Here is a 24,500-nt window from a genome sequence, read left to right as displayed (position 1 = left end):
CCTGAAAAACAACGCAAAGGATGAGATTATGGACAGTACCAAAGAATGGTATCAATCGCGCACCATCTGGGGTGCTCTGGTCGCGGTTTTCGCACCGCTTTTCAACATTGCCGGCCTTGAACTGCCTGCCGGTCTGCAAGGAGAACTTGCGGAAGGGCTGGTGACGGTCGCGGGCGGAATTGGCGGCCTGATCGCACTTTACGGCCGCCTTTCGGCGACCCGCGCCATTCGCTGACAGCACGCGTAAAGACGCCGCTCCCGCGTCACGCCCTTGCGGCGGGGGCGGCATTCATTTGCCATTCAGACGCTTTGCGCTACATATTCGGTCACAATACGGTTCGAGACGCACCCGGTTTTTTGGAAGTTTGTGCAATGGCATCACCTCTCATCATCGCGACGCTTGCAGCCGGGCTTTCCGGTTTCACGGCGCCCGAGGCTGATCTGCAGGGCCATTACATACTGGCGGCGAGCGACTGCGGCGCAGCCGTTGCCCGCGTCGTGCGCGAAACCGGTGGTCAGCTGCTTTCGGTCTATCCCTCCGGCGACGGTCAGTCCTGCGTCGTCACCGTTCTCGTCCAGGGCAATGGCGAGCGCCCGCGCAAGGTGACAATGCGCGTGCCGATGTAGCTTGCCCGCATCGCCGAAATATCGGAAAACAATCCGACACATCTAGCATGACCGGCCACGCGCGCGGGCCGGGACGGAAGGAAAGGGCTGATAATGCGTATTCTCGTTGTTGAGGACGATGCCAATCTCAATCGTCAGCTGACCGACGCGCTGAAAGAAGCCGGTTATGTTGTCGATCAGGCATTCGACGGCGAGGAAGGCCATTATCTCGGCGATACCGAGCCCTATGACGCCATCGTTCTCGATATCGGCCTGCCGCAGCTCGACGGTATTACCGTCGTCGAAAAATGGCGTGCGGCCGGCAAGGCCGTGCCGGTGCTCATCCTCACCGCCCGAGACCGCTGGAGCGACAAGGTCGCCGGCATCGACGCCGGCGCCGATGACTACGTCACCAAGCCTTTCCATGTCGAAGAGGTTCTCGCCCGCGTGCGCGCGCTCATCCGCCGCGCCGCCGGCCACGCCTCCTCCGAACTCGTCTGCGGCCCGGTCCGGCTCGACACCAAATCCTCCAAGGCGACCGTCAACGGCACGACGCTGAAGCTCACCTCGCACGAGTTCCGGCTGCTGTCCTATCTCATGCACCACATGGGCGAGGTCGTGTCGCGCACGGAGTTGGTCGAACATATGTACGATCAGGATTTCGACCGCGATTCCAATACGATCGAGGTGTTTGTCGGACGTTTGCGCAAGAAGCTCGGGGTTGATCTGATCGAGACGATCCGTGGTCTCGGTTACCGGATGCAAGCGCCGGCAGATGCGAAGTAATTCTCTCACCGCCCGCGTTCTGCTGCTCGCCTCGCTCTGGTCGGTGCTGGCGCTGGTGGTGATCGCCGTCGTGATCTCGACGCTCTACCGGCAGGGGGTGGAGCGCAGCTTCACCGATCTTCTCAGGGCGCAGCTTTATAACGTCATCAATTCCGTGACGATTTCCAACGAGAATACGCTGGCCGGCAGCCCGCAGCTCGGCGATCTCCGCTTTTCGCAACCCGATACGGGCTGGTACTGGGTTGTCGAGCCGCTCGGGAATTTTCAGACTGCGCCGCTTGTCTCCTCGTCGCTCGGCGTCTCCACCCTGCCGGTGCCGAGCATTCTCGATGCGCCCTTCGACAACCGCTATGAGCGCTTTTATGCCGTGACCGACGAGGCCGGCAATCAGGTGCGCGTGGCGGAAACCGAAGTCGTGCTGGATGGCGAGGGCCGTGCCGCGCGTTTCCGCGTTTCCGGCAATCTGAACGTCGTGGAAGACGACGTGCGGGATTTCTCCAACAGCCTCTATCTGGCGCTCGCCGTCTTTGGTGTGGGCAGTCTCGTCGTCAACGGTCTTGCCATCCTTTACAGTCTGCGGCCGCTCGATCAGGCCCGCGTGGCGCTCGGCAAGATCAGGGGCGGGGAGGCGGAAAGCCTCGAAGGTGAGTTCCCGCGCGAAATCCAGCCGCTGGCCAATGAGGTCAATGCGCTGATCGACAGCAACCGCCGCCTCGTGGAGCGGGCCCGCATGCAGGTCGGCAATCTCGCGCATTCGCTGAAGACGCCGATCGCCGTTCTTCTGAACGAGGCGCGCACGCTGGACCCGCAGCATGGCGATCTGGTGCGGGCGCAGGCGGACGCCATGCAGGCGCAGGTGCAATCCTATCTCTCCCGCGCCCGTATCGCCGCGCAACGCGGCTCGATCCTTGCGCGCGTGGAAGCGGAACCGGCGCTGGAACGGCTGGTGCGGGTGATGCGCCGCCTGAACCCCGACAAGCAGTTCCTCCTGAATTTCGAGCAGGCCGGCGCCGTGCTTGGCATGGAGCAGCAGGATCTGGAGGAGGTCGTCGGCAATCTTCTGGAAAATGCCGCGCGTTTTGCGCAGACGCGCGTGGTCATCACGCTTGCGACCGGCACGCACCCATCGTCCGACGCCGAAATCGCCCGTCGCTCCTGGGTGGAGCTGACTGTCGAGGATGACGGGCCGGGGCTGGAGCCGGGACAGATCAGCGAAGCGATGAAGCGCGGGCGGCGGCTGGACGAGAGCCGGCCGGGCACGGGCCTCGGATTGTCAATCGTTTCCGAGGTGGTGTCAGAGTACCATGGCCGGTTTTCGCTGTCGCGCAGCGCCATCGGCGGCCTGAAAGCCGATCTGATTTTGCCGGGCCTTTCGAAAGAGCTTGCGTGAGGCAAGAAAAAAGGCAAGAAATTCAATGCCGGTATATTAGGTGCAATGCGGTAGGAAAGAGGACAGGGTTTGGTTGACGTGTATGATGGCTGCCGCTCCGTGACAATGCGTTCGCTGGTGTCACGCCCGGCACTTCTCTCGATCCTGTGCGTATCGATGCTGAGCGCCTGCACCACCACGGGCACCCGCCCGGCGGGCGGCGGCCTGTTCGGCCGCTCTGCGCAGCCCTCGACGCCATTCCTTGCCAATCTGGAAGGCGGCATTGTCGGGCGAAGCGGCGTTGAGCTTGACAGGGGTGACCAGACCAAGGCGCTGGAAGCCGAATATAAGGCGCTGGAAACGGCCCCGGTCGGCACGCCTGTCACCTGGACCGGCGATGACGCCAGGGGCCAGGTGGTCGCCAATGCGCCCTATCAGGTCGGCAATCAGAATTGCCGGCAATATTCGCATACCCTGACGGTTGACGGACGGGAAACCAGGGCGCGCGGCGCAGCCTGCCGCAATGCCGATGGAAGCTGGTCGCCGCTGACGTAACCAGTTTGACGTAAATCAAGGTCACGGGCCTTTTGCGATGACAAGAAGAGGCATAGCGGTGCAGCCGGGAGAAGGCCTGCGGTGCGGCGTGATGTCTCAAATTCGCGTCATCCCCGCGCTTCATGTTTCCATGTGCCGCGCATTCGAGTAATTGAGCCTTATGTTCTGGATTGTCGTTGCGATATTGACGGCGGCTGTTGCCATCGTCCTGATGTACCCGCTGATGCGGAAGACCGAGGCGCCGCAGACGCGCCGCGACGGTGAGGTTGCCGTTTATCGCGACCAGCTGGCCGAACTCGACCGCGAACGCGCCGCCGGCCTGATCGGGCAGACCGAGGCGGATTATGCCCGCGCTGAAATCGGCCGCCGGCTTCTCGCCGCCGCCGAGACGGAAGAGCGGCCCGGCAGGGAGGCGCGCCCGCTGCGGCACAATCTCGCCGCCAGCCTCATCACCGTTCTCCTGCCCGCGCTCGGCCTCTGTCTTTACATCTGGAACGGCAGTCCGGAGGTGCCGGACATGCCGCTCGAGGCACGTCTTGAAAAGCCCGGCAACGACATGAACCTGCTGGTCGCGCGGGCCGAAAGGCATCTGGCGCAGAACCCGGATGACGGTGCGGGCTGGGATATTCTTGCGCCGATCTATTTCAAGACATTGCGGCTTGGCGACGCCGAGCTTGCCTATCGCAATGCGCTTCGTATTCTGGGGCCGAGCGCCGAACGATTGACCGGCCTTGGCGAAACGCTGGTTGCCGGCAATGACGGTATCGTCATCGAGGCCGCGCGCGATGCGTTTGCGCAGGCCGAAGAGCTGAAACCCGGCAATCCGCGCGCCCGCTTCTATCTGGCGCTCTCGCTGGAGCAGGCGGGCAAGGCGGAGGAAGCACGCGCGGCCTTTGCAGCGCTGGCGGCCGATGCGCCGGCCGGCGCGCCGTGGCTGCCGCTGGTTCAAGAACATATCGCCCGCACCGGCGGCGCGGCGACCCCCGCCGCACCCGGCCCGACGGCGCAGGATATGGCGGCGGCCAACGACATGACGGCTTCCGACCGGCAGGCGATGATCGAAGGCATGGTGTCGAGCCTCGATGCCAAGCTCAAGGAAAACCCCGCCGATTTTGAAGGCTGGATGCGGCTTGTACGCGCCTATTCGGTGCTGAAGAACGAAGCCAAGGCCGGAGAGGCCCTGCGGGCGGGGCTGAAGGCTTTCCCGCCGGAGGGTGAACAGGGCAGGCAGCTTCTGGCGCTGGCGAAGGAACTTGGCGTTTCCGCCGGGCCGATCCGTACGAACGGGCAACAGGATGCTGCGCCGCAGGGAGTGACGCAATGACCCGCAAACAGAAACGTCTCGCGATCATCGGCGGCGGCATGAGCTTCATCGTTGCAGCCGTGCTGCTCGTCATGTTCGCCTTCGGCCAGTCGATTGCCTATTTCTACATGCCGGCCGATCTGGAAAAGACGCCCGTCAACCCCGGCACCCGCATCCGCCTTGGCGGGCTGGTGGCGGAAGGCTCGATCAAGCGCGGCGAGGGCCGCACGGTGAGCTTTACCGTGACGGATGGCGAGGCCAATGTGCCGGTCAGCTATACAGGCATCCTGCCCGATCTTTTTCGCGAAGGGCAGGGCGTGGTGACCGAAGGCATGTTCGATGCCGCCACTCACGGCTTCGTGGCCGACAGTGTGCTTGCCAAGCACGATGAGAACTACATGCCGAAGGAAGTGGCAGACCGGCTGAAGGACAAGGGCCTGTGGCAGCATGGCGGAGAGGGTGAGGAACCCGCCGCCGCGACGCCGTCGGCCAGTGCTGCTTCGCCCGACAAGACCGGAGCAACCAAATGATCAACGAGATCGGCCATTACGTTCTGGTTCTGGCGCTTGGGGTGGGGTTGATCGTTTCCACGCTGCCGGTCATCGGCGCGCGCCGCAACGACCGGGCGCTGATGGATGTCGCCTCGCTCGGCTCGGTCCTGATGTTCCTGCTCGTTGGTTTTTCCTTCGCGGCGCTGACGCGGGCCTATGCCGTCTCGGATTTTTCCGTGCGCAACGTCTGGGAAAACTCCCATTCGCTGATGCCGATGATCTACAAGCTGACCGGTGTCTGGGGCAACCATGAAGGCTCCATGCTGTTGTGGCTGCTCATTCTGGTGTTTTTCAGCGCGCTCGTCGCCGCCTTCGGCCGCAACCTGCCGGAAACGCTCAAAGCCAATGTTCTTGCGGTGCAGGCATGGATTTCGGTCGCCTTCCTGCTGTTCATCCTGCTCACCTCCAACCCGTTCCTGCGGCTGGAGCCGGTTCCCGCCGAGGGGCAGGACCTCAATCCCATTCTTCAGGATTTCGGCCTCGCCATCCATCCGCCGCTGCTTTACCTCGGTTATGTCGGCTTTTCCGTCTGCTTTTCCTTCGCCGTCGCAGCGCTGCTGGAAGGGCGCATCGATGCCGCCTGGGCGCGATGGGTTCGCCCGTGGACACTCGCCGCATGGACCTTCCTGACCGCCGGCATCTCCATGGGTTCCTACTGGGCCTATTATGAACTCGGCTGGGGCGGCTGGTGGTTCTGGGATCCGGTGGAAAACGCCTCCTTCATGCCGTGGCTTGCCGGCACCGCGCTGCTGCATTCGGCGCTTGTCATGGAAAAGCGCGAGGCGCTGAAGATCTGGACCGTGCTTCTGGCGATCATGACCTTTTCGCTGTCGCTGCTCGGCACCTTCCTCGTCCGCTCCGGCGTTCTCACCTCCGTGCATGCCTTCGCCACCGATCCGAGCCGCGGCATCTTCATTCTTGGCATTCTGACGGTCTTCATCGGCGGCGCCTTCGCGCTCTTTGCATGGCGCGCTCCCTCGCTGAAGGCCGGGGGGCTGTTTGCGCCGATTTCGCGTGAGGGATCGCTGGTTCTCAACAACCTCATCCTCACGGTGTCCACGGCAACCGTGCTGATCGGCACGCTTTACCCGCTCATTCTCGAAACCCTGACGGGCGAAAAAATCTCGGTCGGCGCGCCTTTCTTCAACCTCACCTTCGGCCTCCTGATGATCCCGATCCTGATCGTCACGCCCTTTGGCCCGATGCTCGCCTGGAAGCGCGGCGATCTGCTCGGCGCATTCCAGCGGCTTTATGTGGCCGCGGCGCTTGCGGCTCTCGCGGGTCTGACGCTCTGGTACATCGAAAATGGCGGTCCGGTGCTGGCCGCACTCGGCATCGCTGCGGGCTTCTGGCTGATCTTCGGGGCGCTTGCCGATCTCTGGTATCGCGCCAATTTCGGCAAGCTGGCCTTCGGCATCGCATTTCGCCGCCTGAAGGGCCTGCCGCGTTCGGCCTTCGGTACGGCATTGGCGCATATGGGGCTTGGCGTTACCGTGCTCGGCATTGTCATCGTCACCACTTTCGAGACGGAAACGGTGCTGGAGATGAAAGAGGGCATGGTGGCGGAAGCGGGCGGCTACAGCCTCACCTTCGACGGCATCCGCCACGCCGTCGGCCCGAACTTCACCGAGGATCGCGGCCATTTCACCATCCGCAAGGCGGGTGTCGAAGTGGCCGATGTGTGGTCCTCCAAGCGGCTCTATACCGCGCGGCGCATGCCGACGACGGAAGCGGGTATCCTGACCTTCGGCCTCAGCCAGCTTTATGTCTCGCTCGGCGATCCCATGACCGATGGCGGCATGGTGGTGCGCATCTGGTGGAAACCCTTCATCCTCTGCATCTGGGGCGGCACGCTGTTCATGATGGCGGGCGGTTTCATCTCGCTCTCGGACAGGCGTTTGCGGGTGGGCGCGCCGACCCGCAAGGCGAAGTCGGTGCGGGCCGCCATGCCGGAGGCGGCGGAATGAGGGAGTTTGTGGCAGCGCTCGGGCTTCTTCTCACCCTCATCTTCGCTGCGGCCTCTCCAGCCTTCGCGTTCAACCCCGACGAAGTCCTCAAAGACCCGGTGCTGGAACAGCGCGCCCGCAATCTCACGTCTCAACTGCGCTGCATGGTCTGCCAGAACCAGTCGATCGACGACAGCAATGCCGAACTGGCGCGCGATCTGCGGGTCCTGGTGCGCGAGCGGCTGGTTCAAGGCGACAGCGACAAGGCCGTTATCGATTACGTCGTGTCGCGCTACGGCGAGTTCGTGCTCCTGAAACCGCGTCTCAGCCTTCGCACCGTGCTTTTGTGGGGCGCGCCGATCGGCCTCACCCTTGCGGGAATTTTCGCCGTCTTCGTGTTTTCCCGCCGCCGCGCAAGCCAGGAACAGCCACAGAAGCTGAGCGCGGACGAAGAAGAGCGAATCCGCAATCTCATTGAAAAATAACCGGTTTCCATTTCAGTCCCCGGTTCTTTTTCAACATTACGGATTTTTCATTCGTCAGACACTTCGCCGTAAGGTGTCGCCTCCTATATCTTCATCATCCACCGCTTCTCCCCCGGTCAAACGGGGCCCAGTCTGAATGAAGAAAGAAGGTACACCATGTCTCATTCGCAAAACGGCCATTCCTCGCTGAAGACGGCCTCGCTGAAGACGGCTCTGAAGGCCACGACCGTTGGCGGCCTTGCGGCGCTGATGCTTTCCACCGGCATCGCCGCCCCGATCCTCCATTCGTTTGCCGCCCCCGTCGAGGTGAATGCGCCGCAGGTTCCAAGCTTCGCCAATGTGGTCGATGCGGTATCGCCCGCCGTCGTCTCCGTTCGCGTACAGTCGAACGTGCAGCCCGCTTCCGATGATAGCAGCAATTTCTCCTTCAATTTTGGCGGCCGTGGCCTCGACCAGCTGCCTGATGACCATCCGCTGAAGCGCTTCTTCAAGGAATTCGGCGGTCCGAACCAGGATCGCTCCGAGCGTGGTCCAAATCGCCACCGTGACGGCAAGGGTCCGCTTCGTCCCGTCGCTCAGGGCTCCGGCTTCTTCATCTCCGAAGACGGTTACATCGTCACCAACAACCATGTCGTCGATGACGGCTCCGCCTATACGATCGTCATGAATGACGGTACCGAACTCGACGCCAAGCTCGTCGGCCGCGATCCGCGTACCGATCTTGCGCTCCTGAAGGTCGATGTGAACCGCAAGTTCACCTATGTGAAGTTTGCCGATGACAGCAAGATCCGCGTCGGTGACTGGGTCGTCGCCGTCGGTAACCCCTTCGGCCTCGGCGGCACGGTGACATCAGGCATTATTTCGGCCCGCGGCCGCGATATCGGCTCCGGCCCCTATGATGATTACCTGCAGATCGACGCCGCCGTGAACCGTGGCAACTCGGGTGGCCCGGCCTTCAACCTCAATGGCGAAGTGGTCGGCATCAACACCGCCATCTTCTCGCCGTCGGGTGGTAATGTCGGCATCGCCTTCGCTATTCCGGCCTCCGTCGCCAAGGATGTGATCGCCGACCTGCAGAAGGACGGCAAGGTCGAACGCGGCTGGCTGGGCGTGCAGATCCAGCCCGTTAGCAAGGATATCGCCGAATCGCTCGGCCTTTCCGAAGCCAGCGGCGCGCTGGTTGTTTCGCCGCAGTCCGGTTCGCCGGGCGACAAGGCCGGCATCAAGCAGGGTGACATCATCACCGCCGTCAATGGCGAGCCCGTCAAGGATGCCCGCGATCTGTCGCGCCGCATCGGTGGCATGGCGCCCAACGCCAAGGTTGAAATCTCGCTGTGGCGCGGTGGCAAGTCGCAGTCGGTAACGGTGACGCTGGGTGATCTTACAAGCGACGACGCCTCCAAGGCGACGCCGACCCAGAATGACGACAAGGGCAGCCAGTCTTCCAGCGAGAAGGTCCTGTCCAGCCTCGGCCTGACGGTTTCGCCCGCCGATGACGGCAACGGCCTTGCCATCACCGATGTCGACCCCGACAGCGATGCCGCTGCCCGTGGCCTGAAGACGGGTGAGAAGATCACCTCGGTCAACAACCAGCAGGTCGCTTCCGCCGCCGATATCGAGAAGATCCTCGAACAGGCCAAGAAGGATGGACGCTCCAAGGCGCTGTTCCAGATCCAGACGGACGATGGCAGCCGCTTCATCGCTCTGGATATCGACCAGGGTTGATAACTCGAATGGCGATGCCGGTTCTTTTGGGAGCCGGCGTCGTATCCCGCTCTTGAGATGGGGCGGTTGAGTATGGCAGGGCGTTGCGGCCCGTTTCTTCTCCCCGCCGGGGAGAAGATGGCCCGAAGGGTCAGATGAGGGTGCAACCTCTCGATCTATCGCTAACGTCGCCCCCTCATCCCGCTGCCGCGGACTTCTCCCCGGCGGGGAGAAGAAGCAAGCGGCACCCGCCTGATCCATAGGCGATTGTTCCGTCTGGAAGCGCGATGGTGTTTAAGGCCCGATCTTCGGAGGAAATTCCATGGAAAACAAGGTTCAGGAAGTCTCTCCCGCATCTGTTTCCGGTTGTGCGGAAAAGGGCGAGGGGGCTATTGTCCCGCACATGAAGATTCTAGTCATTGAAGACGACCTCGAGGCTGCGGCCTATATGACCAAGGCGTTCCGCGAAGTCGGCATCGTCGCCGATCACGCGAGCGACGGTGAGAGCGGCCTGTTCATGGGCTGCGAGAATGCCTATGACGTCATGGTGATCGACCGCATGCTGCCGCGCCGCGACGGGCTTTCCGTCATCAGCGAGCTGCGCCGACGCGGTATCGAGACGCCGGTTCTCATTCTTTCCGCGCTGGGGCAGGTGGATGACCGTGTAACGGGCCTGCGCGCCGGCGGCGATGATTATCTGCCGAAACCTTACGCCTTTTCCGAACTGCTCGCCCGTATCGAGGTGCTGGGTCGCCGTAAGGGCAAGCCCGAGCAGGACATGATCTACCGGGTCGGCGATCTCGAACTCGACCGGCTGTCGCATGATGTGCGCCGCAACGGTAAGGAAATCCTGCTGCAGCCGCGCGAATTCCGCCTGCTGGAATATCTGATGAAGAATGCCGGCCAGGTCGTAACCCGCACCATGCTTCTGGAAAATGTCTGGGACTATCACTTCGATCCGCAGACCAATGTCATCGACGTGCATGTTTCCCGCCTGCGCTCAAAGATCGAGAAGGACTTCGAGAAGCCGCTTCTGAAGACCATCCGCGGCGCCGGCTACATGATGAAGGACGAGGGCTGATTGGCGAAAATGGCCCGCCTCAGAATAGTGTTCCGGTCGACAGCGGTGCGCCTTTCGGCGCTCTATATCCTGCTGTTTGCGCTCTGCGCCGCCTTCCTGGTCTTTTATGTCACCGCCCTTTCCGAACGGCTGCTGAACCAGCAGACGCGTGATGCGGTGCTGCAGGAAGTCTCGGATGTGCAGCGGATCTATAATCGCGGCGGCATCAACCCGCTTCTCAGGATGATGGAGCGCCGCGCCCGCCAGCCGGGTGCGAGCCTTTATGTCATTGCCGGGCCGAATGGTGAAATCCTTGCCGGCAACGTTGCCTCCGTTCAGCCCGGTGTTTTCGACAAGGAGGGCTGGACGGGCTTTCCGTTCCGTTACGAGCGTTATTCCGAAAGCGGCGACAGCGTGCAGCATCTCGCCACCGCCAATATCTTCATGCTGGACAACGGCCTGCGCATTCTGATCGGCCGCGATCTCGGCGAGCCGACCAAGTTCCGGGCGCTGGTGCGCAATGCGCTGATGGTGGCGCTCGCCATCATGGGCGGCGGCGCGCTGCTCATCTGGTTCGGCATCGGCCGCAATGCGTTGAAACGCATCGACCGCATGTCGGCGGCGACCAAGAAGATCATGGCCGGCGACCTTTCCCAGCGCCTGCCGCAGGGCCGGTCCGGTGATGAATTCGACCGCCTGTCCGGCTCGCTGAACGCCATGCTCGGCCGCATCGAGAAGCTGAATGAAGGCCTGCGCCAGGTCTCCGACAATATCGCCCACGATCTGAAGACGCCGCTGACACGACTGCGCAACAAGGCGGCCGCAGCCCTTGACGACAATGACGAGACGAAACGGCGCGCGGCCCTTGAAGGCATCATCGCCGAGTCAGACCAGCTTATCCGCACCTTCAACGCGCTGCTGATGATTTCCCGCGTCGAGGCCGGTTCGATCGCCGCGGAAATGACCGATGTCGACGTCTCGGCGATTGCCGCCGACAGCGCCGAACTTTACGAACCTGTCGCCGAGGATGCCGGGCTTGCTCTGGAAGCCGAAATAGAGGCTAACCTTTCGGTGAAAGGCAACCGTGAACTGATCGGCCAGGCGCTCTCCAATCTCATCGACAACGCCATGAAATATGCCTGCGAGGGCGAAGGCGACAAGAAACTCGTCGTCCGCCTGGCAAGGGAGCCGGAGGCGATCGTGCTTTCCGTCGCCGATAACGGTCCCGGCATTCCCGCCGACAAGCGCGGCGAGGTGCTGAAACGTTTCGTCAGGCTGGATGAAAGCCGCTCCAAGCCGGGAACCGGGCTCGGCCTGTCGCTGGTGGAGGCCGTCATGGAACTGCACGGCGGATCGCTGGTGCTATCGGACACGGATGCCTCGAATGCGGCCTGCCCGGGGCTGACGGTTTCGATGGTGTTTCCCATCCCCAAGGCGTAAGCATCGTTGACTGATGGTGCCAGTGGGTTTCCGCACCGGTGAGTTTCGGCGAATGAGCGGGATTTTCCGGGAAATGACTGTTTTCAAGACTATATTGAAAGATAATCTGGAGAACGGTTCCGTTGATTGACGCAATGGCTCTGTTCGGAAATCGCGTGCGATGGACGAAAGGATGTGTGACGGGTGGCAGATACGGTTCCCCTGATCGACGACGGGCATGGCCCGATCATTCTGTTCGATGCGGAATGTGTCTTGTGTTCCGTGAATGCGCAATTCGTACTGCGGCATGACAGGGCCGGATATTTCCGCCTGGCCTCCATGCAGAGCGAGATCGGCGCTGAAATTTACCGTCGTTACGATATGGACCCGAAAGATCCCGTCAGCATGCTGGTCGTGGATGACGGCAGGGTGCGGCAGGACAGCGATGCTGTTCTGAGCATATATGAGGCGCTGGGCATGCCCTGGCGACTGGTTACCGTATTGCGCATCATTCCCGCATTTCTGCGCGATCCCGTTTATCGCTTTGTCGCCCGCAATCGCTACCGCTGGTTCGGAAGGCGTGACGAGTGCTGGGTGGCGCCGCCGGAATACAGGGACAGGATTCTTTGAATATGGCGGCCCAGTGAAACGCCTCGCGGCGTTTCACTGGATGAGGAGGCGTGAGGGCAGGGACGCCTTTCCTCATGGGGATGGTGGGCGGGTTCGCGGCCGCGTACTTCTCCCGCGCGGTTTAGAACGTGTAGGCCACGCCGATCATGGCGAAGGGCTGGATATCCTTTTTCACCACCGGACTGTCCTTGGCGTCGCCCAGCAGGAAGCCGACGCCGCCGGTGCCTGTGATCATCCAGTTCTCCGTCACGAGATAGGAAACCGAGGCGCTGGCGTCGATGCGCTTGAAGCCCGCTTTGGCGTCATAACGGCGCAGGCCGGAGCGGGCGGATTGGGCAGACGTGACACCGAAATAGGATTTCATGTGGTTGTCGTCCGCCCAGGTGGCGGAGAGATCCGCACCGAAGATGAACTGGTCGACTTTCTGCGAGACGCTTGCACCGACAGTGGCGGTCAGGCCTTCGCTGCCGCCGATGGTCTTGTCCACCTTGGCGTAGATTTCAAAGGGGTCGACTCCATAGGCGATGACGCCGCCGATCACGCCGCCGGCCTTGATGTCGCCCAGCCCGCGCAGGTTCTTCTTGTCATCCTTTTCCTTGCGGCCCGCTTCCCAGCCACCCTTGACGCCAAGCCGGAAGCCGTTCTGGTTCAGAAGATTGACGGTAACGCCGCTGAAATCGATACTCAGCGTTTCCCCATACTGGACGGAAACCAGCGGAACGGCGCCCACTTCCAGCTTGTCCGAACCTTCATATTTCGGGGCATAGGCCGCACCTGCGCCGAGCGTGATCTTCCACTCGCTGGAACTGCTGTAGCGGGCATTGTCGAAATTGCCCTGCGGATCGGCCAACCTGTCCGATTTGCCGATATCGGCGGCGAAGACCGGTGTGCAGATCGCCTGCGCGGCGGGCAGCGTCGTCAGGCAAAGGGCCATCGCGCGCAGGTTCTTTTGCCATTTCACTGTAAAAATCTGTTTCATGATCATATCCGTTGCAGCATCGAGCGTCGGAAAACCGGGGAGTCGGGTTTCGTTGAGGATGACGCTACGCGGGCACAATTGCGGAGACATTACGCGGTGCGGCGCTTTGGAAAACATCGCCACCGGCGGTTTTCTGATCGCAAAGCGGCCCGCATTTGTTACAACGCCAACTGCATGCGCCGGGAGGCTTCGGCAAAGGTGCGGCGGCAGGGACGTTTCGGATGCGGTGCATCCGGTCCTGAAAGCCGGGCACGGTCGAGGAGCGGCGAGAGAATAGGCGGAAGAGGGAGAGAGACAGTGACGAAACGGGAAACCGCTGAAAGGCGGCTGAGCGAGGTTCTGCCGGGGATGATCCGCCCCTATACGCAAACGGAACTGAAATCCGTTCTTTCGACGCTGAAGGATATCGGCAAGGGCGAGCCGGCGGTGGCCGCGCTGCTTGCCGGGGAAAGCGCACTCAAAGACTTTATCGCCGCGGCTTTCACGCTGTCGCCCTATCTTCGCGACATGGCGTCGGCGGATGAGGGGCTTTTATCGCTGGCGATTTCGAAACCGCTTGAGCCGCTGCTGACCGGTCTCGTCCGTGAGGCGCGCGATTGCTGGAAGCCCGGGGAAGAGGGCGGCATTCCGAGCGAAAACGAGGTGATGTCGCGGCTGAGAGTAGCCAAGCGGCGGCTCTCTTTCATCGCCGCACTCGCCGATCTCGCCCGCATCTTCACCGCGCGCGATACGACCCGCTGGCTGAGCGACATGGCGGATGCATCGCTCTCCGCCGCCATCGATCACCTGCTGCTGTTGGCTCATGAGAGCGGCAAGCTGAAACTGAAGAATGCCGCAGCCCCCAGCGAAGGATCGGGCCTCATCGTGCTCGGCATGGGCAAGCTCGGTGCGCGCGAACTCAACTATTCCTCCGACATCGACGCCGTGGTGTTTTTCGAACCCTCCGCCGGCATCATGGACGATCCCTATGATGCGACGGAGAATTTCGGCCGGATGATGCGTCGTCTGGTGCGCATCATGCAGGAGCGCACGGCCGACGGTTATGTCTTCCGCACCGATCTGCGGCTGCGCCCCGACCCCGGCTCCACGCCGCTTGCTATCCCCGTCGAAGCGGCGCTGCTTTATTACGAGGGCAGGGGGCAGAACTGGGAACGCGCCGCCTATATCAAGGCGCGGCCGGTGGCTGGTGACATCAAGGCGGGCGAGAACTTCCTGCGGGAGCTGACGCCTTTCATCTTCCGCAAATATCTCGATTACGCGGCGATTGCCGATATTCATTCCATCAAGCGGCAGATCCACGCGCATAAGGGCCATGGCGCGATTGCGGTGAAGGGTCATAATGTCAAACTCGGACGCGGCGGCATCCGCGAGATCGAGTTCTTCGCGCAGACGCAGCAGCTGATTGCCGGCGGCCGCATGCCGGCGCTTCGGGTGCGGGCAACGCAGGAGGCGCTGGCGGCTCTGACCGAGGCGAAATGGATCGACGCCGAAACGCGCGACAGCCTGACCGACGCCTACTGGTTCCTGCGTGAGGTGGAGCACCGCATCCAGATGGTGCGCGACGAGCAGACCCATGTGCTGCCCGACACCGAAGCAGAATTGAAGCGCATTGCCTTCATGCTGGGTTTCGAGGACACCAAGGCCTTTTCGGAAAAGCTGGAAGAAGTGCTGCGGCTGGTGGAGCGGCGTTACTCTGCGCTGTTTGAGCAGGAAACGAAACTCTCCGGCGAGGCTGGCAATCTGGTCTTTACCGGCCAGAAGGACGATCCCGATACGCTGAAGACGCTCTCCGCCCTCGGCTTCGAACGGCCGGAGGATATTTCGCGCGTTATCCGCACCTGGCACAATGGCCGTTACCGGGCCACCCAATCGGTCGAGGCGCGCGAGCGGCTGACGGAGCTGACGCCGGACCTGCTGCGCGCCTTCGGTGAAAGCAAGCGGGCGGATGAGGCGCTGCTGCGTTTCGATAATTTCCTCTCCGGCCTGCCGGCCGGAATCCAGTTGTTTTCGCTGCTCGGCAACAATCCGGCTCTGCTCGACCTGCTGGTGACCATCATGTCGTCAGCCCCCCGCCTTGCGGAAATCATCGCCGCCCGCCCGCATGTCTTTGACGGCATGCTGGACCCTGCTTTGATGAGCGACATCCCGACACGCGATTATCTCGCCCACCGCATGGGCAATTTCCTCTCCAACGCCCGCCATTATGAGGATATTCTCGACCGGCTGCGCATCTTTGCCGCCGAACAGCGGTTCCTGATCGGCGTTCGGCTCCTGACCGGCGCGATCCGCGGCGAGGTCGCCGCCCGCGCCTTCACCCATCTTGCCGATCTGGTGATCGAGGCGGCGCTCAATGCCGTTCTGGCGGAGATGGAGGCGGCGCATGGGTCTTATCCGGGCGGGCGTGTGGCCGTCATGGGCATGGGCAAGCTCGGCTCCTTCGAGCTGACGGCAGGTTCGGATGTCGATCTCATCCTGCTTTATGACTACGATGATGCCGCCCATGAATCTACCGGCGCAAAACCGCTTGATGTCGTGCGTTATTTCACCCGCGTCACGCAAAGGCTGATTGCCGCGCTGTCTGCGCCCACGGCCGAAGGCGTGCTTTACGAGGTCGACATGCGGCTTCGCCCCTCCGGCAATAAGGGGCCGGTGGCGACCCGTATCTCCGCTTTCGAGAAATACCAGCGCGAGGAAGCCTGGACCTGGGAGCACATGGCGCTCTCCCGCGCCCGCCTGATCTGCGGCGATGCTTCGCTGATGGAAGATGCGCGCCGCATCATCGCCTCCATCCTTTCGCAAAAGCGCGATGCGGCCAAGGTTTCCGTCGACGTGCTGGACATGCGCAACCTCATCGAGCAGGAAAAACCGCCGGAAAACAACTGGGACTTCAAGCTCATCAATGGCGGCCTGATCGACCTTGAATTCATCGCCCAATATCTGGCGTTGGTGGGGCCTGTGAAGGGGCTTGCCGCACACGAGCCGGGCCGCAATACGGCCGAGGCGCTGCAGGTGCTCGCCGCGCCTGTCATGGAGCCGCAGGCTTTCGATGACTGCATGGCGGCGATGGGGCTTTATACGGAAATCTCGCAGATCGTGCGGCTGTGTATCGATGGGGCGTTCAATCCGAAGGAAGCGCCGGCGGGTCTGATCGACCTCGTCTGCCGGGCGGGGGATTGCCCGGATATCTCAACGCTCGAAGGTGAGGTGAAGCGGCTGGCGAAAGCGGTGCGGAAAGCGTTTGTGGCGGTGGTGAAGAATGGCGGCTGATGTCGGTGGGTGCGGCTTACCCCCCTCTGCCCTGCCGGGCATCTCCCCCTCAAGGGGGGAGATCAGCTGGGAGCTAACGCTCGCTCATTCGCAACGTTAAAGATGGGCTGAAGAGCGCCGCGTATCGATCTCCCCCCTTGAGGGGGAGATGCCCGGCAGGGCAGAGGGGGGGAAGCCGCCCCCTCCAGCGCAAAGGGGTGCACGCGAAACCCACCAAGCTTCAATGCACCGTCCCACAGCACCCCGCCGTGTGCGGAATAATGATCGTCACCACGGTGCCGCGGCCCTCACATGAGCGGATCTTCATCGTCCCGCCATGCAGTTTCACGAGCGAGCGGGAAATCGCAAGACCAAGCCCGGAGCCGCCCTGGCTTTTGGCGTATTGGCTCTGGACCTGCTCGAAAGGCTGGCCGATCTTGTTGAGCGCCTGCGCGGGGATGCCGATGCCGGTATCGGCGATGGTGAGGATCATCGCTGCTTCATGGACATGGGTGCGCAGTGCGATACGGCCGCCATTGCCGGTGAATTTGACGGCGTTGGAGAGCAGGTTGAGCATGATCTGCTTCATGGCGCGGCGGTCGCCCTGCATGGTCAGCCCGGCGCAGACCTTCTGCTGCACGGTAATGTTCTTCTGTTCCGCCTGAATGGCCGTAAGGCGCAGGGTTTCTTCGATGAGCGGCGCAAGATCGATCGTCTCGCGATTGATGCGCATATGGCCCGCCTCGATCTTCGACATGTCGAGAATGTCGTTGATGACGTTGAGCAGGTGTTTGCCGCTATCGTGGATATCGCGGGCATATTCGGAATATTTAGGCGAGCCGACCGGACCGAACATCTCGTTCTGCAGGATTTCGGAAAAGCCGAGGATGGCGTTGAGCGGTGTGCGCAGCTCATGGCTCATATTGGCGAGGAATTCCGATTTTGCCCGGTTGGCGGCCTGCGCGCGCTCTTTTTCGGCGAGATAATTGGCATTGGCGTCGGAAAGCTCCGTCTTTTGCCGTTCCAGCTTGTGCTGCGAGGCGGAGAGGTCGCCGATCGTTGCCATCAGCCGGCGTTCGGAATCGCGCAGCCGTTCCTGATGGCGCTTCAGAAGGGTGATATCGGTGCCGACGGAGACGAGGCCGCCGTCACGGGTGCGGCGCTCGTTGATCTGCAGCCAGCGGTCATCGGCAAGCTGCACTTCCATGGTGCGCGACAGGCCGGATTGGTCCGGATCGGCAACGCGGCGTTCAACCACGGGGCGGGCTGCTGCGGCATGGACCGTACTTTTTTCCGTGCCGGCCACCAGCACGCTGTCAGGCAGGCCATAGGCCTTCTGGTAGTGGGTGTTGCACATCACGAGGCGATCGTTCTTGTCCCACAGCACGAAAGCTTCCGAGGTGGATTCGATGGCGTCGGCAAGGCGCTGGTCGGCCTCGGCATAACGCTGGGCGAGGCGGTGCTGTTCGGTGACATCCATGGCGATGCCAATGACACGCGGGCCGTTATTGGTGCGGATGACCTGGGCGCGGGCGCGCAGCCAGACATAATGGCCCTTGGCATGGCGCATGCGGAAAATCTGGTCGATCTGGCGAAGGTTGCCGCAGCCGACGGCGCGGGCAAGCTCGTAGAGATTGCCGTCTTCGGAATGCATCATGCGGGCCGCGTCGGAAAAGGAAAGCGGTGCTGCCTTCGGCGGAAGCCCAAGAATTTCGTAAAGCGAACCGGACCAGAACATGCGACGGCTGGAAAGATCGAAATCCCACAGGCCGCAGCGGCCGCGCGACAGCGCCGTTTCCACCCGCAGGTTGGATTCGGCGAAGATGTCGTCGGCGTCGCGGGCGCGCTTCACCTGCATGTAATAGGCGTAGAGCACAACGAGCAGGATGGAGGAGATGCCGGCGAACAGCGTCACGTTCATGGCGATTTCGCTGCGCCAGAAGGAGCGGATCGGCTGCAGCGAACGCGCCGCGATCACCATGGCGCCGTCATCACCGAAGGGGATCATCGTCGCATAATGCTGCTGGCCATCGATGTTGGTCTCGATGGTGCCGGGCGAGCCGGGGAAACGCTGCACGATGGCGATTTCGGGAAGCAGGGCAGGCAGTGACGTGCCGATATAAAGCATCGCCTCCTTGCCCGCGCCCGCGAAGATGCGGCCATTGCTGCCTGACAGCAGCACCATGGTGCCATCGGCAAGGCTGCCCGACGGCAATGCGGCGACAAGGCTCGCCTCGGCGCGGGTCCGGTCCTGCGCGGTGAAAACGATACCGTTGTTAACAAGGGCCGCTTTCGCTGTCAGCGCCGTCAGCGCGGTGGAGTGGCGGGCGGCCTCTTCCATGCGGCTGTATTCGGCAACGATGCCAAGCATGCGCGAGGCGGCGACAACGACAAGAAAGGCGAGGATGAGAATGGGGATGAGGCGTTTCAGCAGGGTCTCGACCTGCGGCGCCGGGCGGTCGGAGCCATTCATCAAACCCATCAGGTCGCTGGAAAGCCTTTCGCCCCAGGCCGCAAGATCAGAAAATTTGGCATACGGCCGCTCATCGCCCGCAGTCGCCCGCCGCACGTTCGTCATTGTCCCGCCTTTTAGATGTCCCCAGTGATTCGAAGCGCCGCCGCTCGAATATCCCTAATGAATCAAATGCGATTCGCCGTGTCCAGAGGCAAAAGTTAAAAGAATTTTAACCCCTTGAACCGACTCCGTATTTTTTCGGGACAATATGTTCCCGCTTCGGGAAAAGCGGGATTCATGAAGAAAAACAGTGAGCCTGCACTAGAATTCCGGCGGTTTCGGGATGCCTCGTTGAACGGGTTCAGGCTCCGTCGAAGGCATCTAGGGCAGGGCCAAGCGCGCTGATCACGCCATTGCCGGCGGCAGGAAGACCGGTCAGCACCGCGCTGATGATATCCTCCCGGCTGGCACCGTGCGCCTTGGCTTCCGTTACATGAAAAGCGATGCCGCTTTCCAGACGCAGGGCGGCCAGAATGCCGATATAGATCAGGCCCTGCGTCTTCACATCGAGTGAGGAGGCTGCCCCCAGACCCTGCACGGCCTGCAGCCATGCGGCCTTGTGGGCCGGGGCGTCGGTCATGAAGCGTTGAAACGAAGCGCTGGTTCTGGACATGTCCGTCATCTGAAGTTCCTATCTGATCCCGAGCCAATGTCGGCCCTTCGTACACAAGGATGCCGCGCAATGCGCGACGCCGCCTTGATGGAAATCAAGACGGCGTCGCGGCATGGATCAGAATGGTGGAGCTTCGGCGGACGATCAGCCCTTGAGGATACGCCCGACAATGTCGCTCACATCCGTCGACAGGTCCTTCGCCTCGGCGATTGTCGAAAGCGCGGCTTTCGCATGGTCGGCGCGGCTTGCCTCCAGCGACCGCCAGGAGCGCATGGAGGTCAGAATACGGGCGGCCAGCTGTGGATTGCGCTTGTCGATGGCGATGATCTGCTCGGCAAGGAAACGATACGCCGCGCCATCGGCACGGTGGAAGCCGGTGGGGTTGGAAAAGGCAAGCGTGCCGACCAGCGAACGCACCCGGTTCGGATTGGTGGCGATGAAATGTTTCGATTTCATCAGCGCCTTGATGCGATCCAGCGCGCCTTCGCCGGGAATGGCGGCCTGCAGCGAGAACCACTTGTCGAGAACGAGCGCATTGTCGGCAAAGCGCTTTTCGAAGGCGGCAAGCGCTTCCTTTGTTTCCGTGCTTTCCGGGAAACGCTGGGTCAGGACGCTGAGCGCATGGGCGAGATCGGTCATGTTGGTGGCGTCGGCAAAGGCCTTCGCCGCCCGCTCCGGTGTTCCCTCGGCAAAGGCGAGGAAGCTCAGGGCGCCATTGCGCAGTGAACGGCGTCCGGCGCTGTCGGCGTCGGGGCTGTAGGCCTCGCCACTGGCGGCGCCATCGGCAAGCCGCCGCAGCGTTTCTAGACCGGCCGCGGCAATCGCCTTGATGGTGGCGTTGCGCGCCTTGTGGATGGCATCGGGATCGGTGTTGCCGCCGAGTTCGCGGGCGATATCCGTCTCGCTCGGCAAGGCCAGCGCCTGCGCCCGGAAGGCCGGCTCCAGCGCGTCGTTGCCGATGATTTCGATGAGCGTGGCGGAAAGAGCCGCATCCGTTCGTATCTCCTCGCCCTTCTGCACCGCCCTGGTGGCGACAATCAGCGCCGGCAGGGCGAGATCGGTCAGCGCCTGGAAACGCGCGAACATGTCAGTCTCATGCCGGGCGATCTGCACCAGATCGGCCGCATTCTGGTCGAAATCCAGATTGATCGGCGCCGAGAAGCTGCGGTTGATCGACAGCACCGGCCGCGACGAGATGCCGGTGAAGGAGAAGGTCTGGTTGCGTTCGGTCAGATGCAGCACGCCATCGCGATACTCGCCGCCTTCGACGGCCTGCGGTTCGGCGATCTGGCCATTGTCGAGGATCAGCGCCAGCGATAGCGGAATATGGCGCGGCTGCTTCACCGGCTGGCCGGGCGTCGGCGCCACGGTCTGTTCCAGCGTCAGCCTGAAGGTGGCATTGCCGGCATCATAAGCCGATGAGACGGAGACGAGCGGCGTTCCCGCTTCCGTGTACCAGCGCGAAAACTGCGAGAGATCGCGACCGCTGGCGTCAGTGAAGCTCTTGACGAAATCCTCGACGGTGGCGGCTTCGCCGTCATGGCGCTCGAAATAGAGGTCCATGCCCTTCTTGAAATCGTCAGCGCCGAGGATCGTGGCGATCATGCGGGTGACTTCGGCGCCCTTTTCATACACGGTCGTCGTGTAGAAATTGTTGATTTCGCGATAGGTATCCGGGCGCGGCGGGTGCGCCAGCGGGCCGGAATCCTCGGGAAACTGCTCCGATTTCAGGTGGCGCACATCGGCGATGCGCTTGACCGGCCGCGAGCGCATGTCGGCGGAAAATTCCTGATCGCGATAGACCGTCAGGCCTTCCTTCAGGCAGAGCTGGAACCAGTCGCGGCAGGTAATGCGGTTACCCGTCCAGTTATGGAAATATTCATGGGCGATGATGCGCTCGATATTGGCGTAGTCAGCATCGGAGGCGGTTTCGGGGTCAGCCAGCACGAATTTGTCGTTGAAGACGTTGAGACCCTTGTTCTCCATCGCGCCCATGTTGAAGTCGGACACGGCGACGATCATGAAGATATCGAGGTCGTATTCGCGGCCGAAGCGCTCTTCGTCCCATGTCATGGAACGCTTCAGCGCATCCATGGCGTAGGCCGCGCGCGGCTCCTTGCCGTGCTCGACATAAATCTTCAACGCCACTTCGCGGCCGGACATGGTGGTGAACGTGTCTTCCACCACGCCGAGATCGCCGGCGACGAGCGCGAAGAGATAGCTGGGTTTCGGATGCGGGTCGAACCAGGCCGCGAAGTGACGGCCCTCGTCGTAATTGCCGCCGCCGAGGAAATTGCCGTTCGAGAGCAGCAGCGGATTGCCTTCCTTCGCCGCGATGATCGTCACCGTATAGGGCGCCAGAACATCCGGCCGGTCGGGGAAATAGGTGATACGGCGGAAACCTTCCGCCTCGCATTGGGTGCAATAAACGCCATTGGTGCGGTAAAGCCCCATCAGCTGCGTATTGATCTGCGGATTGATGTAATTGGTGACGCAGATCTCGAAGGGAGCTTCGGCCGGCAGATCGCGGATGGTCAGGCTGTCGGGCGTCGCCTCATATTGGCCGGCGGGAAGCTCCACCTGGTCGAGCAGCAGGCCGGAGAGCTTCAGCTCGTCGCCATCGAGAACGAGCGGCGCCTGCCGCTCAGCGCCTTCGCGCCGGTGAAAGATCAAACGGGCTTCGACCTTGGTATTCTTGGGGTCGAGTTCGAAGGTGAGATCCACCCGCTCCAGAACGAAATCGGTGGGGCGGTAATCTGCCAGGTGAACGATCTGGCCCGTGTCTGTTCGCATGACTGTCCCTGAATAACTTGGCGTGGTCTTCCCGGCATCATGTCGCCATAAGTCCCGGATGTAAAATGGGTAGAGTATTCGTCACGTTCATGTGCGCGTCGGAGGACGTTCTGTCCCGCGATGGAAAGCTTTGCCGGCCATGCAGACAATCCTCCCGCCGCCGGACCCGTGGACCATGGCAGCAAATGTTGAACGATTGCTGAAATTATATTTTATTTTCTTCAAATTTTAGCACGCGTCGCTTTTCGTCTGCGATCGTTCCCTGAGCCCATGATAACGAACCCCAGCCAGATCAACGGAATTCATGAGTGAATAACATTTTTTGTTGTAAAGCCCCGGAAGAATGCTCTAGCCTTGGGACATCCACTTCCCCTGCGTCGTCCTCTCCCGCATGAAAATCTCCCGATGGCGTGTTTGCGCAGCCGATATGAGTAACTGCCAATGAACGCCGAACCGATGAATCCCTTTCGCGGGATTAGCATGAAGCTGATTTCGGTCGGCTTTTTTCTTGTCATGCAGACCTGCATCAAGGCCGCAGGTGACGTGCCCGCCGGCCAGATCACCTTCTTCCGCTCGGCTTTCGCCATCATCCCGATCGTCGTTTATCTCGCCTGGCTGCATGCGCTGGCAAGCGCGCTGCACACCAATAATCTCGTCGGCCATTTCAAGCGCGGTTTTCTGGGCATCCTCTCGATGGCTTGCGGTTTTTATGGGCTGACCATGCTGCCGCTGCCGGAATTCATCGCCATCGGTTATGCCTCGCCGCTTCTCGCCGTCGTTTTCGCCGCCTTCATCCTGCATGAAAAGGTACGTATCTATCGCTGGAGCGCGGTGTTTGTCGGCATGACGGGCGTGCTGGTGATTCTGTGGCCGAAGATGACGCTTCTGAGCGAGGGCGGCTTTGCCGCGGGTGAGGGGCTGGGGGCCATTGCCGTGCTATGCGGCGCGGCGCTGGGTGGGCTCGCCATGATCCAGGTGCGGCAATTGGTGGAGACGGAAAAGACGCCGACCATCGTTCTTTATTTTTCGCTCACCGCCACCTTGTTATCGCTCATCAGCGTTCCGTTCGGCTGGAATTCGCTGAGTGTGACGCAGGCCATGCTCTTGATCACCAGCGGCATCTGCGGCGGCGTCGCGCAAATCTTCCTGACGGAGAGTTACCGCCATGCGGAGGTTTCCGTCATCGCGCCCTTCGAATACAGCTCCATCGTCTTCGGGATCGCTGTTTCCTACATTCTGTTCGGCGATATTCCCACCGTCACCATGTTGATCGGCACGGCGATCGTGATTCTCGCCGGTATCTTCATCATTTTCCGCGAGCATCAGCTGGGATTGGCGCGACGGGCGGCGCGCAAGGCCTCGACGCCGCAGGGGTGAGGGAGGTTGCTACTCCCGCGGTATGTTAAGTCGGCGTCGATAACGAAGGGAAATTTTTCCCTCGACGTCATCCTCGGGCTTGTCCCGAGGATCTGCCAACCTCTTGATTTTGACGAGGTGATTAGATCCTCGGGACAAGCCCGAGGATGACGTCAGACGGCGTGGCCATCATCTCGACGTCCTGCTGCAAAACGCCCACAAAAGCAAAAGGCGCCTTCCCGAAGAAAGACGCCAGCGCGCAATCATATCTATGAGCCAGTGCTAGACTGGCCTGAGAGCTTCTCAGCGCTCGCGGAAATCCGCGAAGACTGCCGAGGGACGCGTCACGCGGACCTGCTGCATGGCAGCGCGTGCGGTCATCTGTTCGTTTGCGGCAGCGCCGAAACGATGGTAGCCCTGACTGGAGCGAGGGCCGAGGCCCGCCAGGCGGAGCGTTTCAAAGCCGGAATGTACCGGACGGAAGCGAGTGGTCATTGCCTTGGTTCCTTAAACCGAATTCCTCCCAAGACATGGTCGCTATATCGCAGCGCAGCATGGATTCGGCAAGCCGGCCAAATGCGCCG

Annotated in this window: 20 protein-coding genes; 15 read left to right on the top strand and 5 right to left on the bottom strand. The window is 61.7% G+C overall.

What is annotated here, in order from left to right; genetic code table 11:
- The first annotated feature begins 28 nt into the window (after positions 1 to 28).
- The 13 genes from CFB10_RS17985 (at position 29) to CFB10_RS17925 (ending at position 12,414) form a co-directional block, all read left to right on the top strand.
- The gene (locus tag CFB10_RS17985; protein ID WP_026363506.1) at positions 29 to 235 is read left to right on the top strand and encodes a hypothetical protein; all 207 of its coding nucleotides are present in this window, start codon (positions 29 to 31) and stop codon (positions 233 to 235) included.
- Positions 236 to 372: 137 nt separating this feature from the next.
- On the top strand, positions 373 to 627 hold the full coding sequence (locus tag CFB10_RS17980) for a hypothetical protein (protein ID WP_003497070.1): 255 nt from the start codon (positions 373 to 375) through the stop codon (positions 625 to 627).
- Positions 628 to 720: 93 nt separating this feature from the next.
- On the top strand, positions 721 to 1,392 hold the full coding sequence (locus tag CFB10_RS17975; RefSeq protein WP_020009713.1) for a response regulator transcription factor: 672 nt from the start codon (positions 721 to 723) through the stop codon (positions 1,390 to 1,392).
- The gene (locus tag CFB10_RS17970; protein ID WP_020009714.1) at positions 1,382 to 2,782 is read left to right on the top strand and encodes a HAMP domain-containing sensor histidine kinase; all 1,401 of its coding nucleotides are present in this window, start codon (positions 1,382 to 1,384) and stop codon (positions 2,780 to 2,782) included. Before CFB10_RS17975 ends, CFB10_RS17970 begins: the two co-directional genes overlap by 11 nt.
- A gap of 105 nt (positions 2,783 to 2,887) precedes the next feature.
- A complete protein-coding gene (locus CFB10_RS17965; protein ID WP_020009715.1) occupies positions 2,888 to 3,316 on the top strand; it encodes a lipA protein in 429 nt (142 codons plus the stop codon).
- A 160-nt stretch (positions 3,317 to 3,476) separates the two neighbouring features.
- The gene (ccmI, locus tag CFB10_RS17960) at positions 3,477 to 4,640 is read left to right on the top strand and encodes a c-type cytochrome biogenesis protein CcmI (protein ID WP_020009716.1); all 1,164 of its coding nucleotides are present in this window, start codon (positions 3,477 to 3,479) and stop codon (positions 4,638 to 4,640) included.
- Positions 4,637 to 5,149 carry a cytochrome c maturation protein CcmE gene (gene ccmE / locus CFB10_RS17955; protein ID WP_020009717.1) on the top strand — a complete coding sequence of 171 codons (513 nt, stop codon included), beginning with the start codon at positions 4,637 to 4,639 and terminating at the stop codon, positions 5,147 to 5,149. Before ccmI ends, ccmE begins: the two co-directional genes overlap by 4 nt.
- Complete coding sequence (locus CFB10_RS17950) at positions 5,146 to 7,137, top strand: heme lyase CcmF/NrfE family subunit (protein WP_020009718.1); 1,992 nt, start codon at positions 5,146 to 5,148, stop codon at positions 7,135 to 7,137. The genes ccmE and CFB10_RS17950 overlap by 4 nt, the downstream gene beginning before the upstream one ends.
- A complete protein-coding gene (locus CFB10_RS17945; protein WP_020009719.1) occupies positions 7,134 to 7,601 on the top strand; it encodes a cytochrome c-type biogenesis protein CcmH in 468 nt (155 codons plus the stop codon). Before CFB10_RS17950 ends, CFB10_RS17945 begins: the two co-directional genes overlap by 4 nt.
- Before the next feature lie 156 nt (positions 7,602 to 7,757).
- Positions 7,758 to 9,326: a Do family serine endopeptidase gene (locus CFB10_RS17940; protein ID WP_020009720.1), complete on the top strand. Its 1,569-nt coding sequence runs from the start codon at positions 7,758 to 7,760 to the stop codon at positions 9,324 to 9,326.
- Positions 9,327 to 9,627: 301 nt separating this feature from the next.
- Positions 9,628 to 10,386, top strand: a complete 759-nt coding sequence (locus CFB10_RS17935; RefSeq protein WP_020009721.1) for a response regulator transcription factor — start codon at positions 9,628 to 9,630, stop codon at positions 10,384 to 10,386.
- 9 nt (positions 10,387 to 10,395) lie between these two features.
- The gene (locus CFB10_RS17930; protein ID WP_034501027.1) at positions 10,396 to 11,805 is read left to right on the top strand and encodes a HAMP domain-containing sensor histidine kinase; all 1,410 of its coding nucleotides are present in this window, start codon (positions 10,396 to 10,398) and stop codon (positions 11,803 to 11,805) included.
- 183 nt (positions 11,806 to 11,988) lie between these two features.
- The gene (locus CFB10_RS17925) at positions 11,989 to 12,414 is read left to right on the top strand and encodes a thiol-disulfide oxidoreductase DCC family protein (RefSeq protein ID WP_020009723.1); all 426 of its coding nucleotides are present in this window, start codon (positions 11,989 to 11,991) and stop codon (positions 12,412 to 12,414) included.
- Between the two features lie 121 nt (positions 12,415 to 12,535).
- On the opposite strand, the gene CFB10_RS17920 is transcribed toward CFB10_RS17925, so the two are convergent.
- The gene (locus CFB10_RS17920) at positions 12,536 to 13,399 is read right to left on the bottom strand and encodes a MipA/OmpV family protein (protein WP_020009724.1); all 864 of its coding nucleotides are present in this window, start codon (positions 13,397 to 13,399) and stop codon (positions 12,536 to 12,538) included.
- A gap of 291 nt (positions 13,400 to 13,690) precedes the next feature.
- On the opposite strand from CFB10_RS17920, the gene CFB10_RS17915 reads away from it, so the two are divergent.
- Positions 13,691 to 16,660, top strand: a complete 2,970-nt coding sequence (locus CFB10_RS17915; protein ID WP_026363509.1) for a bifunctional [glutamine synthetase] adenylyltransferase/[glutamine synthetase]-adenylyl-L-tyrosine phosphorylase — start codon at positions 13,691 to 13,693, stop codon at positions 16,658 to 16,660.
- Between the two features lie 220 nt (positions 16,661 to 16,880).
- On the opposite strand, the gene CFB10_RS17910 is transcribed toward CFB10_RS17915, so the two are convergent.
- The 3 genes from CFB10_RS17910 to pepN form a co-directional block, all read right to left on the bottom strand.
- Complete coding sequence (locus tag CFB10_RS17910; protein WP_020009726.1) at positions 16,881 to 19,217, bottom strand: PAS domain-containing sensor histidine kinase; 2,337 nt, start codon at positions 19,215 to 19,217, stop codon at positions 16,881 to 16,883.
- A gap of 238 nt (positions 19,218 to 19,455) precedes the next feature.
- Positions 19,456 to 19,776 carry a carboxymuconolactone decarboxylase family protein gene (locus CFB10_RS17905; RefSeq protein WP_020009727.1) on the bottom strand — a complete coding sequence of 107 codons (321 nt, stop codon included), beginning with the start codon at positions 19,774 to 19,776 and terminating at the stop codon, positions 19,456 to 19,458.
- Between the two features lie 135 nt (positions 19,777 to 19,911).
- Positions 19,912 to 22,560, bottom strand: a complete 2,649-nt coding sequence (gene pepN, locus CFB10_RS17900; RefSeq protein WP_020009728.1) for an aminopeptidase N — start codon at positions 22,558 to 22,560, stop codon at positions 19,912 to 19,914.
- A 441-nt stretch (positions 22,561 to 23,001) separates the two neighbouring features.
- Between pepN and CFB10_RS17895 the strand changes: the two genes are divergently transcribed.
- Positions 23,002 to 23,937, top strand: coding sequence for a DMT family transporter (locus CFB10_RS17895; protein WP_020009729.1), 936 nt, complete (start codon positions 23,002 to 23,004; stop codon positions 23,935 to 23,937).
- A 282-nt stretch (positions 23,938 to 24,219) separates the two neighbouring features.
- Here CFB10_RS17895 and CFB10_RS17890 read toward each other — a convergent pair whose 3' ends face one another.
- The gene (locus CFB10_RS17890) at positions 24,220 to 24,411 is read right to left on the bottom strand and encodes a hypothetical protein (protein WP_003509784.1); all 192 of its coding nucleotides are present in this window, start codon (positions 24,409 to 24,411) and stop codon (positions 24,220 to 24,222) included.
- Positions 24,412 to 24,500: the final 89 nt, after the last annotated feature.

The organism is Agrobacterium sp. 719_389, assembly GCF_900188475.1.
GTDB lineage: Bacteria > Pseudomonadota > Alphaproteobacteria > Rhizobiales > Rhizobiaceae > Agrobacterium > Agrobacterium radiobacter.
This window is presented reverse-complemented; position numbering and strand designations above follow the sequence as displayed.